General features: G+C 73.5%; 13 protein-coding genes. 5 read left to right on the plus strand and 8 right to left on the minus strand.

The annotated features are described in order from the left end of the window. Positions 1 to 70: 70 nt before the first annotated feature. The 3 genes from TR49_RS15855 (at position 71) to TR49_RS15860 (ending at position 2,363) form a co-directional block, all read left to right on the plus strand. Positions 71 to 1,318: a S53 family peptidase gene (locus tag TR49_RS15855; RefSeq protein ID WP_052434333.1), complete on the plus strand. Its 1,248-nt coding sequence runs from the start codon at positions 71 to 73 to the stop codon at positions 1,316 to 1,318. Positions 1,319 to 1,476: 158 nt separating this feature from the next. Next, on the plus strand, positions 1,477 to 1,869 hold the full coding sequence (locus TR49_RS39990) for a hypothetical protein (RefSeq protein WP_052434334.1): 393 nt from the start codon (positions 1,477 to 1,479) through the stop codon (positions 1,867 to 1,869). A 59-nt stretch (positions 1,870 to 1,928) separates the two neighbouring features. After that, a complete protein-coding gene (locus TR49_RS15860) occupies positions 1,929 to 2,363 on the plus strand; it encodes an ATP-binding protein (protein ID WP_236653380.1) in 435 nt (144 codons plus the stop codon). A 51-nt stretch (positions 2,364 to 2,414) separates the two neighbouring features. On the opposite strand, the gene TR49_RS46410 is transcribed toward TR49_RS15860, so the two are convergent. Next, entirely contained in the window at positions 2,415 to 3,872 is a 1,458-nt protein-coding gene (locus tag TR49_RS46410) for an Ig-like domain-containing protein (RefSeq protein WP_052434335.1), read from the minus strand. Between the two features lie 391 nt (positions 3,873 to 4,263). On the opposite strand from TR49_RS46410, the gene TR49_RS15870 reads away from it, so the two are divergent. Then, positions 4,264 to 5,334, plus strand: coding sequence for a 3D domain-containing protein (locus TR49_RS15870; RefSeq protein WP_052434336.1), 1,071 nt, complete (start codon positions 4,264 to 4,266; stop codon positions 5,332 to 5,334). 315 nt (positions 5,335 to 5,649) lie between these two features. On the opposite strand, the gene TR49_RS15875 is transcribed toward TR49_RS15870, so the two are convergent. After that, positions 5,650 to 6,813: an FAD-dependent oxidoreductase gene (locus TR49_RS15875; RefSeq protein WP_042382190.1), complete on the minus strand. Its 1,164-nt coding sequence runs from the start codon at positions 6,811 to 6,813 to the stop codon at positions 5,650 to 5,652. 104 nt (positions 6,814 to 6,917) lie between these two features. Here TR49_RS15875 and TR49_RS15880 point away from each other — a divergent pair, with 104 nt between their 5' ends. Then, the gene (locus TR49_RS15880; RefSeq protein WP_042382192.1) at positions 6,918 to 7,499 is read left to right on the plus strand and encodes a TetR/AcrR family transcriptional regulator; all 582 of its coding nucleotides are present in this window, start codon (positions 6,918 to 6,920) and stop codon (positions 7,497 to 7,499) included. Between the two features lie 71 nt (positions 7,500 to 7,570). On the opposite strand, the gene TR49_RS15885 is transcribed toward TR49_RS15880, so the two are convergent. From TR49_RS15885 to TR49_RS15910, 6 genes are all read right to left on the minus strand, one after another. Continuing rightward, a complete protein-coding gene (locus tag TR49_RS15885) occupies positions 7,571 to 8,092 on the minus strand; it encodes a putative immunity protein (protein ID WP_042382194.1) in 522 nt (173 codons plus the stop codon). A 36-nt stretch (positions 8,093 to 8,128) separates the two neighbouring features. After that, positions 8,129 to 9,082, minus strand: a complete 954-nt coding sequence (locus tag TR49_RS15890) for a S66 peptidase family protein (protein WP_042382195.1) — start codon at positions 9,080 to 9,082, stop codon at positions 8,129 to 8,131. Continuing rightward, positions 9,079 to 10,059, minus strand: a complete 981-nt coding sequence (locus TR49_RS15895) for an ABC transporter ATP-binding protein (RefSeq protein WP_042382362.1) — start codon at positions 10,057 to 10,059, stop codon at positions 9,079 to 9,081. Before TR49_RS15895 ends, TR49_RS15890 begins: the two co-directional genes overlap by 4 nt. 80 nt (positions 10,060 to 10,139) lie before the next feature. Further along, positions 10,140 to 11,144, minus strand: coding sequence for an ABC transporter ATP-binding protein (locus TR49_RS15900; RefSeq protein WP_042382197.1), 1,005 nt, complete (start codon positions 11,142 to 11,144; stop codon positions 10,140 to 10,142). Further along, positions 11,144 to 12,070, minus strand: a complete 927-nt coding sequence (locus TR49_RS15905; protein WP_042382199.1) for an ABC transporter permease — start codon at positions 12,068 to 12,070, stop codon at positions 11,144 to 11,146. Before TR49_RS15905 ends, TR49_RS15900 begins: the two co-directional genes overlap by 1 nt. Next, a complete protein-coding gene (locus TR49_RS15910) occupies positions 12,067 to 13,104 on the minus strand; it encodes an ABC transporter permease (protein ID WP_052434337.1) in 1,038 nt (345 codons plus the stop codon). The genes TR49_RS15905 and TR49_RS15910 overlap by 4 nt, the downstream gene beginning before the upstream one ends. Positions 13,105 to 13,111: the final 7 nt, after the last annotated feature.

Raw genomic sequence — 13,111 nt, forward strand, 5'->3', positions numbered from 1 at the left:
GCTCGTCGTCAAACCGTGGACCTGCACGTCCTGCACGCCCCCGATTCCACTCGACTCTGGAGGCCGTACGTTGCGTTCCCACCCGATAGCCGCCCCCCTTCGCCGCAGCGCCGTCCCGTTGCTCGGGTCGGCCGCGCTGGCCCTGTCCGGCATGCTCGCCGCGACGCCCGCTCTCGCCGCCGGCCCTACGACGGCGCACCCCGCCGTCGCCTGGGCCCGCTCCTGCTCCGTCGACCTGACGCCCGGTCACGCCTACTGCGACGCCCTGCGGGTCACCAACGCGGCCGAGAGCATGCGGGCCGAGGGCGCCACCCCGCACGCGGCCCCCTCGGGCTACGGCCCCTCGGACCTGCGCTCCGCGTACAACATCGCGGCCAACGGCGGCGCGGGGCAGACCGTGGCCATCGTCGACGCCTACAACGACCCCAAGGCGGGCGCCGACATGGCGGCCTACCGTGCCAAGTACGGGCTGCCGGGCTGCACCAAGGCCACCGGCTGCTTCAAGCAGGTCAGCCAGACCGGCAGCACCACCGGCCTGCCCGGGAACAACTCGGGCTGGGCGGGCGAGATCTCGCTCGACCTGGACATGGTCTCCGCCATCGCCCCCAAGGCCCACATCATCCTGGTCGAGGCCAAGACCGCGTCCATGGCCAACCTGGGCGCCTCGGTCAACGAGGCGGCCAAGCTCGGCGCGACGGAGATCTCCAACAGCTACGGCGGCTCCGAGTCCGCCACCGACACCTCCTACGACTCGACGTACTTCAACCACCCCGGCGTCGCCATCACCGCCTCCTCGGGGGACAGCGGCTACGGCGTGGAGTACCCCGCCGCTTCGAAGTACGTCACCGCCGTGGGCGGGACCGCGCTGAACAAGGCGTCCAACTCCCGTGGTTGGAGCGAGAGCGTCTGGTCGACCAGCAGCACCGAGGGCGCGGGCTCCGGCTGCTCCGCCTACGACGCCAAGCCGACCTGGCAGAAGGACACCGGCTGCGCCAAGCGCACCGTCGCCGACGTCTCCGCCGTCGCCGACCCGGCCACCGGCGTCGCCGTCTACCAGACCTTCGGCGCGAGCGGCTGGAACGTCTACGGCGGCACCAGCGTGGCGTCCCCGCTGATCGCGGCCGTCTACGCGGACGCCGGCGCGCACACCGCGGCCGTCCCGGCGGCGGACCTGTACGCCCACGCCTCGGCACTGAACGACGTGACCAGCGGGTCCACCAGCAGCTGCTCGCCCGCCTACCTGTGCCACGCGGAACCCGGCTACGACGGCCCGACGGGCCTCGGCACCCCGAACGGCCTGACGGCCTTCACCGGCTGACGCCGATTCCACCTCTCGCGCAGCGCCCGGCCGCCCTCGGCGGCGGCCGGGCGCTGCGGCATGCGGTGAGGTCGCCGATGCCCGTGGTGCGGACGGTTTCTGGCGCGGATCGGGGGTAGGCGCGGGAGACCGGTGGTCCGAGGAGGGAGGGCGCGGCCGTGCTCGTGGTGATTGCTCTGACGGGTTACGCGGCGGTCGCACTCTGGACCGCCCACTGCGTCTTCGCCCGTCAGCGCGCGGCCTTCCTGGCCAGGCGCGCCCAAGGCAGCTCGGACGCCGCCGGGGAACGCCAGTTCCAGCGTCAGGAGCGCGAGCAGGCGAAGGCCATCGCGTTGCTCGTCGGCTGCTCCTGGCCGGTGAGCGCTCCGCTGCTGCTCGCGCGCCGTCTGGTCGCGGTCGCCGTGCTGCACCAGGCGCCCGCTGCGCCTCAGGCGCCCGCTGCGCAGCGGGCGCCTGAGGCGCAGCGGGAGCGCCGGATCCAGGAGCTGGAACGGGAGTTGGGCCTTGACCTCGCCCCCGGTGTCGCCGAGCCGGATGCGCAGGGCGCCTGAGGTCCTCGCCCGTACATACCCACGGCCCGGGCGGGCAGACGCACCGGCAAGGATGAGTCGTGATCGGGACGGTGGTCGACGTGCGGGCGGTGGGCTGGGCGCAGCGGTTGCCGGTGAGCTCCGGCGTCAGGGCGGGCCGGGAGTGGGCGCGGGAGCACCTGCACCTCCTCGGATGGGACCGCGAAGCCCCGGAGACAGCGGACGCCGTGGTGCTGGCGGTGTCGGAGCTGGTGACGAACGCGCACGTGCATGCGTGCAGCGACGCCGAACTCGTGCTGCTGTGGGACGGCCGCTGTCTGTGCCTGAGCGTGCACGATCGCAGCCGCCACCTGCCGGTTCCGCGCGAGGCGGGTGTGGACGCGACGGGCGGCAGGGGGCTGGTCCTGGTCGACGCGGTGGCCGATCACTGGCACGCCCGCCGCCGCGGTGACGGGAAGACCGTCACCGCCTGCTTCCACCCGCCGGTGTCGGTCCACGGGCTGCTGGACGCGTAGGGCGCCGCCGCTTCGGCGTCAGGGACGGACGGCGATGGTGACCGTCGGCGGTCACCGCACCGTCTGGGTCAACGGGGCGCTGGTGCTGCCCTGGTGGGTGCTGTCCCCGCTGTAGACGGCGGTGACGGTGTGCGTGCCGCCCTGGGTGTAGGTGTGGGCCAGGAGGGCTTCGCCGCTGGGCAGCAGGCGCATCGGGACGCCGATCGGCCTGCCGCTTTCCTCGAAGGTCACGGTGCCGGTGGGGGTCGTGCTCCCGCCCGAGACGGTCGCCGCGAAGAACACCGTCTGTCCCGCGTCCGAGGGGTTGGGGCTGGAGGTGAGCCTGGTGGTGGTCGCGTCCTTCACGGTGTAGGAGACGGTCACCTGGCCGTCGTCCGGCAGCCGGCTGGGGGAGAACGTGGCAGCGGAGCGGCTGAAGCTGCTGCCTCCTCCTCCGCCGCCGCCCCCACCGCCGGTCGCGGCCGTGCTTCCGCCCTCTCCGCCGCCACCGCCGCCACCGGCGCCTCCGCCGTAGTAACCCCCGCCTCCTCCGCCGCCGCTTCCGCCGCTGCCGCCGTCGGGGTAGACGGGGCCGCCGTGCTGCCCGGCGCCTCCTCGGCCGCCGTCGCCGCCGACGCCGAGTCTGCCGGATCCGCCCTCGACGCCGGGGTGCGCATGCGAGAGGGGCGCACCGCCGGCGATACCGCCGCCGCCGCCGACACCGGCGGCGGTGTCACCGGCACCGGTGCCGGCGAGACCCCCGCCGCCCTGTCCGCCGTTGTGCGTGTTGCTGTCGTTGCCGGCGAGGCCGTTGGTGCCGGACATGCCGCGCAGGAAGTCGGCACCACCGGCGCCGCCGACACCGCCGTGGCCGCCGTTCTTGTAATACGCTCCGCCGCCGTTGCCGCCGCCACCCCCGCCGCCCGCGGCGACGATGATCCGGTCGTTGACCGTGTAGGGGGCGGTGCGGACGTCCGACGCTCCGCCTCCGCCACCGCTGCCACCCGTGCCGCCCGCGGCGCCGGAGGAGTCGTCGATGCCGTCGGCGCCGACGCCGCCGCCGTTGAATCCGCCGGTGATCAGACCGCCGACCCCGCCCACGTTGATCTGGAGGACCTGTCCCGGCGTCACACCGATCGACGTCACCACCCGGCCGCCGACCGCTCCGAAGTTGCCGCTGCCGCCGCCGACGCCGGCCCCGTGCCCGCCGTGCGCGCCGTCGAGGGCGAAGGTGACCTCGGAGACGCCCGCGGGTACGGTGAACAGGGCGGTGCCGGGCTGCTCGTAGACGCAGGCCCGGTACGTCCCAACAGCCACCGGGACGCCGAGGCCGCAGGGGGAGGCGGCCGCGGCAGGGGCGCCCGCCGCGATCAGCCCGGCCGGGACCAGGGCCACCGCCGTGACCACGGCGAACGCCTGCCGGCCGCGTCGGCGCAGGGGGGCCGATGACGACGCGGCGGCGCTGGGCGCACCGGTGCTGCGAGGATGCTCGGCCCTCGGGCTCCGGTGGATCGTGCGGCCGTCGTCCATGAACGGGCCTCCGCTCGTGTAGGGGGTTGCCTGCCGGCTTCCCTCGCCACTGTGGGTCACGCGAGGCCGGGTCATGGCTCTGTTGGGCCCTGACACACCGTCGGTTCACACCTCTGGTCCCCGGGCGCGGCCGATGGGGCCACCGTCGCGGGTCCACCGACGGACCGCCGGGGCGGTCAGGCCGGGCGGATTGGTCTGGACGATATTGGTCTAGACCCCTTGACGGTGTCTTTCGGGTTCGGGTTCACTGGGCCGCGGAGCCTGCGGGTACATGCCAGGACGTGCCGCGGGTCTCTTCCCCCACGCCCCGCCACGAAGGAGCACCCCCATGCCTCACCATCTCCCTCGACGCGCACGGTTATGGTTCGCGACGGCGACGGCGGCGGCGGCCATGGCCGTCGTGACTCTGTGGGTGCTGTCCTTCGGCGCGCCCGCCTCCGCCAACGCCTCCGCCAACGCCTCCGCCGGTGCCGCCGCCGCACGGCAGGCGGCGGCGGTGAGCTCACTCCCCGCCTGCCCCTTCTGGGCTTCGGGGATCACGCCGCCGGCCCGCAGCACCACCCCGTGGGTGCCGCCGCTGCAGACCGCCCCGGCCGTCGACTTCACCTCCCGGCCCGCTGCGCCCACGATCAGCGGCTCGCTGCAGAACGGGCAGGTGACCATCACCGTCGCCCCGGTGCCGAACGCCGTGGCCTACAAGGTGTGGCGCGACGGCGTGGACGTCGGGTACATCAGCTACTGGGGCCAGACCGGCCCGCTGACCGTCACCGACACCGCGCCCTGCCAGGGTGCGTACTACGACGTCGTGGCGATGTACGACACCAGCAACTCGGACGCCTCGTTCGGCCGGCTCTCCGCTCCCTACTGGCTCGGCGCGGACGGGACGATCGCGCCGGGCGCGGGTGACGCGGCGCCGGGGACGCAGATCTCCATGATGGTGACCTCGTACGACAACACCGGCGCGACGGCCTCCGGCTACAACGCCCAGCTCGGGGTCTGCGCAACGGATCCGCGGGTGATCCCGTGGGGCACGTACTTCACCGTACCGGGCTACGGCACCTGCTACGCCGCCGATCTCGGCACCTGGATCCAGAACGACACCGTCGACATCTGGCTCCCCGGCGACCAGGCGAACAACTGGGGCGTGCAGACCAGGACGGTGACCATCATCGCCGACCCCCACGGCGGCGGACCCACGCCGACCGCCTCGCCCTCGCACTCGACGTCGCCCTCCCCGAGCCCGACCGCGAGCGCGACCCCGTCGCCCACGGCCAGCGCCAGCCCCTCGCCGACGAGCAGCGGGACCTGCGCGGCGGCGTGGAACGCGTCCACCACGTACACGACCGGCGCGGTCGTCTCCTACAGCGGCAGGAACTACACCGCGACCTACGGATCGACCGGTGCCGTGCCCGGCGCCCCGACCTCGTGGGCGGTGTGGACCGCCGACGGCGCCTGCGCATAGCGAACCTGACACGACGACGGACTGTGGCGCTGCCGGCGGGGGACCGCCGCGCAGCGCCGCAAGCCCGATCGCTGGCCGGCCCGGCGCGAGGTGCGCTCTGCGGTCGTGGCTCGGACCTCCCTTCGCCGACCGGAAGGGCTGGCACTGGTTGACCGACGAGGTCACCGAGGGGATCGGGGCCACCCCCGCCGACCTGCCCGAGCTCGGAGACGAGCCCACTCGATCGGGCGCGCCGCTGACAGGTCACGAAGCCAGGGCGCGGACGGCGGTGCGGACGCGGTCGAAGCCGGAACGCGGCGCGGGAAGCCTCCTGTGTCACGCCGTCCTCAGCTCCGCTTCGTCGCCGTTGCCTGAGGCGTCGTCAGGAGTTGGCGGGTCCAGGAGGTCCGCGGCGCGGCCTTCGAGGGCTCGGGCGATGTCGGTCGAGCGGGGGAGCATGGTGTTCTCGTAGTCGCGGACGGCGTCGCCGACGGTCGCGGCGTCGGCGAGGGCCCGGGCGAGATCGGCGGCGTCGAGCATGGCGAGGTTGACGCCGACGCCGAGGGGCGGCATGAGGTGGGCCGCGTCGCCGAGCAGGGTCGCCGTCGGCTGGTGCTCCCAGGCGTGGGGGGCGGGCAGGGCGTGGATCGGACGGTCGACGTAGCGGCCGTCGTTGTCGGTGATCAGCTGCCGCATCCGGGGTGACCAGTGCGCGTAGCGGTCCAGCAGCAGGGCGCGGATCGCGCCGGTGTCGTCGGGCGCAAGGCCGCGTGCGGCGATCCAGTCGGCGGGCGCCCGCTGGATCAGGTAGACGCGGATGTGGTCGTCGCCGTTGCGCTGGGCGAACATCGCTCGCTCGCCGTCGGCGGCGTGCGCGCCGCCCTGGCCGACGAGTGCGGCGATCTCGGGGTGGCGGGTCTCCACGTCCGAGAACCACGCCTCGAGGAAGCTGATGCCGCTGTACTGCGGCGCAGCCGGCGAGAGGGCCGGGCGCACCCGGGAGGAGGCGCCGTCGGCCCCGACGACCAAGTCGGCCTCGACGGTGGTGCCGTCGGTGAAGTGCAGCAGCCGCGGCCCCCGCGCGGGCCCGGTGATGCTTTCCAGGCGCCGGCCCCACCGCACCGTGCCGGGTTGGAGGGAGCCGAGCAGCAGGTCGCGCAGCCGGCCCCGGTCGATCTCCGGCTTGAACAGGTCGTCGGGCCCGGGGATCTGATGGGCGGTGATCGCGCCCGCCGGATCCAGGTGCCGCATCTCCTGGCCCTCGGGTCGCGCCAGCTCGAAGAACTCGTCGAGCAGGCCGGCCTCGCGCAGCGCGAGCTGGCCGTTGTCGGCGTGCAGGTCCAGCGTGCCGCCCTGGTCGCGGGCGTCGGGGCCGCTCTCGCGCTCGTGGACGGTGACGGCGATGCCGTGGCGCTGAAGGATGCGGGCGCAGGTCAGCCCGCCGGGGCCGGCGCCGACGATGCTGATCCTGGCGCGGCCGGGGTGGGGGGAGGAGGTCATAGGTCGTTCCTTTCGCTGCGAGCCATGCGTCCTTAGTAGAGTAAGTAGAAAAGTAGAACGTGACAACTTATCTTCGGGTGACACTTTCGGATAGGCTCGCCGGTATGACCGAACCAGCTGTCAGCCGCCGCGAGCGCAAGAAGGCCGCCACCCGGCAGTCGATCGCCGACGCGGCCCTGCGCCTCTTCCTCGAACGCGGCTACGACCACGTGAGCATCAAAGAGATCGCCGAGGCGGCGGACGTGTCGACGGCCACGGTGTTCAAGCACTACCCGGGCAAGGAAGCCCTCGTGTTCGACCAGGAGGAGAGCACCGACGCGGGTCTGGTCGCGGTCGTGCGGGAACGGCCCGAAGGTGTGGGCGTCATCGACGCGCTGCGCGCACACGTCCTCGCGACCTGGCTGCCGATCGCGGCGCACCCGCAGGCGGAGGAGTTCACCCGCCTCGTGGACGGCACGCCCGCGCTGCGCGCCTACGCGGAACGCATGTGGACCCGGCACGCCGACACCCTCGGCGCAGCCATCGCCGACGAGTTCGGCGTCGGCCACGACGACCTCGCCTGCACGGCGCTGGCCCGTTTCGTGCTGGACGTTCCCGGCCTGGCCCGCCGTCAGGAGGACCGCCGGGCCGCCGTCGAGGAGGTCTTCGCCATCCTCGCCCACGGCTGGCAGCCCCCGACCCGCTGACGCGCGACGACGCCCCCGCCGGTCTGCGGGGGCGTCCGGAAGAGGCGTGCGCGAGGGGTGTCCGGGAGGCTTCAGTCCACGACGTCGAAGACCGACCAGCAGATCTCGTTGCGCAGCCGCTGGTCGTCCAGGACCAGCTCGCGGATCGCCTCCGGGAGCCGGTCGCGCTGCCGGCGGCACTCCCGACGTCCGGCACCCTCGGCCTCGCCGACCGGTACGGCCGCGCGCACGGCCTTGATCGCGTAGGCCGCGGCGCCCAGCTCGTGCGCGGCGACATGCGCCACCACCGCGGCCTGGCCGGCCGCGAACGCCGCATGCCGGGCCGCGCCCGTCAACACCCGTGCTGCGGCCATGGCATGGCCGCCCGCGGCGCGGGAGTCCGACATCCGGATCTCCTCGCGGGTCCACGCCCGGACCTGTTCGATCGCCTGGCGCGGCCGCGGATCCGCCGACTGCACCGACTCGAACAGGGGCAGCACGTGCTCCGCGCAGTCGGCCGCCCACAGGGCGAGGAGCCGGTGGTCGGCGTCGGTGAGCGTCCCGCCGCGGCGGATGGTGATGAACCGGGGGTCGCGGACCTTGGGGAGGATCACCGTGCAACGGTACTGCGCCGCCGCCGACGAGCGGAGTCAGTCCTGCCGTTCGGCCAGCACCTGGTCCAGGAAGGTGAGGGTGCCCCGGTCCGCGTCGAGGCGGGCGCGGACACCGATCGGGTAGGTCTGCATCGCGGTGTTGTGGCCGATGTCCACTCCGGCGAGCACCGGCACGCCCAAGTCGCCGAAGCGCTCCGCGAGGAGCCGGTCGACGTGTGCGGGGTCCCCGCACTCGGTGAAGGTGCCCAGAACGATCCCGGCGACGCCGTCGAGGTAGTCCTTGGCGCGGCGGATCTGCGTGAAGACGCGGTCGAGCCGGAAGGGGAGTTCGTCGACGTCCTCCAGGAACAGGATCGCGTCGCGGGCCGGGTAGGAGGTGTCGGTGCCGAGGCTCGCCGTGAGCAAAGTGGCGGTGCCGCCCAGGGTGACGCCCTCGGCCGTGCCCGGCACCAGGGTGCGCGCACCCGGGAAGCTCAGCTGCCTGACGTCCCCGGGCGTGCAGAGCAGCTTCATCAGCTGGCGGAAGTCGTACTCGTCCGGCCCCTCCCAGAAGCCGCCGCAGGCAACCATCGGCCCGAACAGCGAGACCCAGCCGAGCTTCGCCGCGAGGGCCTCCAGCAGCGCGGTGACGTCGGAGTACCCGACGACGACCTTGGGGGCGGCCGCGTCGATCCGGCTCCAGTCCACCAGTTCCAGCGTGCGCTGCATGCCGTAGCCGCCGCAGGCGAGCAGGACGCCCGCGTAGCGGGGGTCGGTGAGGGCCCGGGTGAGGTCCTCGGCGCGCTCGGCGTCAGTCCCGGCCAGGTAGGGGTACATGCTGCCGGTGTCGCGGGCGGTCGCGAACACCTCCGATTTGAGGCCCACGGAGTTCAGGGCGCGCAGGCCGGACTCCAGGTGGTCCTGGTCGTCGACGGGGGAGCTGCCGCACAGGACGGCGACGGTGTCGCCGGGGCGCAGCGCGGGCGGGCGGAGCAGAGTGGTGCCAGTCATACCGTCTCCGGGAGAAGGGTGTTCGGTTCCAGCAGGTGGCAGGCGGCGCGGGCGCCGTCCGGAGTCAGCACGGGCAGTTCGCGTCGGTCGCACGCGGCCGCGGCCCGGTCGGCCTCACTCGCCGCGGCCCAGCGGCCGCAGCGCGGGTGGAAGCGGCAGCCCGCCGGGATCGCGGTCGGGTCCGGCGGCTCGCCGGTCAGCAGGGTGGGACGCCAGTCCTCCGCGCCGTTCGGGATCACCGACAGCAGGGCCTGGGTGTAGGGGTGCTTCGGGTGCAGCAGCACCTCCTCCACGGTGCCCTGCTCGACGACGCGGCCCAGGTACATCACGGCGACCCGGTCGGCGATGTTCCAGGCCAGCCCGAGGTCGTGACTGACGACCAGGGCGGAGAGCCCGAGCTCGTCGCGCAGGTGCAGGATCAGCTTGAGGATCTCGCCGCGTACCGACGCGTCGAGCGAGGCGACCGGCTCGTCGGCGACCATGACCATGGGGTCGAGCGCGAGCACGCCGGCGATGACGGCACGCTGCTGCTGGCCGCCGGAGAGCTCGTGCGGGTAGCGGCCGACGAACGCCTCGGGCGGGCGCAGCCCCGCCCGGGCCAACGCCCCGTGGACCCGCTCGGGCAGCCCTTCGGTGAGCCGGTGCAGGCGCGGCCCGAGCGCCACGGCGTCGTAGACGTTCTGCTTCGGGTTGAGGGCGCCGCCCGGGTCCTGCAGCACGAGCTGGGTGTGGCGGCGGTACTGCTTGAGCGCCTTGGCCGAGTAGTCCAGCGGGCGGCCCTGGGACAGGACCTGACCGCCGGTCGGCCTGACCAGGCCCACCAGGGCCCGCGCGAGCGTCGACTTGCCGCAGCCGGACTCGCCGATCAGGGCGACGATCTCACCCTTGCCGATGCGCAGGTTGACGCCGTCCACGGCGCGCGCCGGGCCGCGGCCGCGGGAGCCGGGGTAGACGACGGACAGGTCGCGGGCCTCCAGCGCGGGCGTCTGCTCCGGCGCGGGGACCTGGGCCGGGACGTCGGCGCGGGCCTCGGCGCCGGACCGGTCGGGGATGGGAGTCACGAGGTACCTCCGTGCTGGGGCGGGACGTGCCGGCAGGCCGCCGAACGGCCGGGGCCGGTGGGCCACAGCAGCAGCTCCCCGCTGCGGCAGGACTCCTCGGCCTCCGGGCAGCGCGGCGCGAAGGCGCAGCCCTGGTCGTTCTCGCCAGGCCGGGGCGGGTCCCCGGGCAGACCGGCGGGGGCCCGCCGGGAGGCGGGGTCGCCGATGGTCGGGAACGCCTGGGACAGGGACCGGGTGTAGGGGTGCTGCGGGTCCTTCAGGACCTGCCGGGACGGGCCGAGCTCGACGATCCGCCCCGCGTACATCACGGCCAGCCGGTCGCAGGTGTGGGCGAGCAGGGAGAGATCGTGGGTGATCATGATGACCGCGATCCTCGACTCGCGCACCAGCTCGCCCAGCAGTTCCAGGATCTGGGCCTGCACCATCACGTCGAGCGCCGTGGTGGGCTCGTCGGCGATGATCAGGTCCGGGCGGCAGGCCAGCGCCATGGCGATCATCACGCGCTGCCGCTGCCCGCCGGAGAACTCGTGCGGGTAGCTGCGGATGCGCCGCGCGGGGATGCCGACGCTGTCCAGGAGTTCCGTCGCGCGGCGTTCGGCCTCCTTGGGGCCGACCCTGTCGTGCAGCACCATCGGCTCGACGATCTGGTCGAGCACGGTGCGGACGGGGTTCAGTGCGCTCATCGCGCCCTGGAAGACCACCGAGGCCCCGGCCCAGCGCACCGCCCGCAGCTTGGACCAGCTGGTCGTCAGCAGGTTCTCGCCGTCGAAGAGCACCTCGCCGGTGACCTTCGCCGCGTCGCCGTGCAGCCGCAGCAGGCTGAGCGCCATCGTGGACTTGCCGCAGCCGGACTCCCCGGCGACGCCGAGGGTGTCGCCGGGCGCGAGGGTGAAGTCGACGCCGCGGACGGCGGGGACGGCCTGGCCGCCCTGCCGGTAGGTTACGTGCAGATCGCGCACCTCCAGCAGCGGGCGTGAGGCGGTGGCGGTCGGTGTCGTCATCACTTGTTCTCCATCCGCGGGTCGAGCACGTGCTCCACGGCGCGGCCGGTGAGCGTGAAGCCCAGCACCACCGCCAGGATCGCGAGGCCGGGCGGCAGCAGGTACCACCAGGCGTCCGCGGTGAACGCGCCGCCGAAGAAGGCGTCGTGGATCATCTCGCCCCAGGTGACGTCGGTCGGGCTGCCGAGTCCCAGGAAGGTGAGGGTGGCCTCGGACAGCAGCGAGCCGGCGACGGTCAGGGTGCTGGACACCAGGATCAGCGGCATCACGTTGGGCAGCACCTGACGGAGCATGATCTGCCAGTTCCCGGCGCCGAGCGCACGGGCGCGCTCGACGAACGGGCGGGCCTCCACCGCCAGGGTCTGCGCGCGGACCAGGCGGGCCGTCGCCGTCCAGGAGGTGACGGCGATCGCGATGGTGATCGAGGCCGAGCCCTGGCCGAGCACCGCCGCGAGCGAGATCGCCAGCGGCAGGCTCGGCAGGGCGATGAACCAGTCGGTCACGTGCATCAGGGCGCGTCCGACGAAGCCGCCGAAGTGCCCGGCGACGATGCCGATCGCGCTGCCGAAGACCACGGTCAGCACGGTGGCGAGGACGCCGATCTCCAGCGACTCGCGCGATCCCCAGATCAGCAGCAGCAGGACGCTGCGGCCGGCCTGGTCGGTCCCCAGCGGGTAGGAGCCGCTGGGGGCTGCCAGCAGCGGTCCGTTCACCTTGGTCACGTCCAGCTGGTCCGGTCCGATGAAGGCCGGGGCGAGGAGCGCGAGCAGGGTGAACAGCAGCAGGATCGACAGCCCGGCCACCCCGGCGGGGCGACCCCGGAAGGCGCGGGCGAAGCGGCGCGCCGCGGCGAAGCGGGGCGGGACGGGCGCGGCGGCGGGCGCCTCGGCGTGGACCGGCTCGGTGGCCGTCTGCGCGGCGCTCACTGGGCGCGCACCCGGGGGTCGAGGACCCGGTATGCGAGGTCGGCCAGCAGGTTCATGATGATCACACTCGCGCTGAAGACGATGAAGGTGCCCTGGAGCACCGGCAGGTCGGGAATGGTCAGGGCCTGGTAGGTCAGATCGCCCAGGCCCGGCCAGGAGAAGATGGCCTCGACCGTGACCGCGCCGCTGATCAGGCCGCCGAGGTGCATGAAGATCATGGTGACCGAGGGCAGCATCGCGTTGGGCAGGGCGTGGCGGCGGCGCACGGCGTCGTCGGTCAGGCCCTTGGCGCGGGCGGTGAGCAGGTAGGGGCTGCCCTTCTCCTCGATGATCGAGGACCGCATGATCGTGACGTACTGGGCGTAGACGACCAGGACCATCGTCAGCGCCGGCAGCACCAGATGGCGGGCGACGTCCAGATAGTGCGTCATGCCGGTCTGGGGCAGCGTCGGGTCGCTCATCCCGGCCGTGGGCAGGAAGCCGTGGATCGGGCCGATGCCGACGCTGAAGACGATCAGCAGGATCATGCCGAGCCAGAAGGTCGGCACCGACCACAGCGTCAGCGCCGTGGAGGAGGTGACCCGGTCGAACAGGCTGCCCGCGCGCCAGCCGCTGCGCATCCCGAGCCACAGGCCCAGCACGACGGAGATCGCGAAGGAGGTGCCCATCAGCAGCAGGGTCGGCCCGACCCGGCTGAGGGTGAGGGAGGCCACCGACTGCTGGTACTCCCAGGAGTAGCCGAGGTTGCCGTGCAGGGTGTTGCCGACGTAGTCGAAGAACCGCTCCCAGATCGGCTTGTCCAGCCCGAGCTGGACCCGCAGCGCCGCGAGTTGGGCCTCGCTGACCGGGCGGCCGCGGGTCATGGTGCGCACCGGGTCCGAGGGCATCACGTTGAACAGGACGAAGCCGATGACCAGGGTGACGCCGAAGCTGACGGCGGCGGCGGCGAGCTTGGTGACGAGGTAGCCGGGGCGCGGCACCCGGAACGCCCGGCGGGGGCGTGGGTCGGGTGCCGCGCCGACGGCTTCCGCCACGGCGGAA

Source organism: Streptacidiphilus melanogenes, from assembly GCF_000787835.1.
In the GTDB taxonomy this organism is placed as follows: Bacteria; Actinomycetota; Actinomycetes; order Streptomycetales; family Streptomycetaceae; genus Streptacidiphilus; species Streptacidiphilus melanogenes.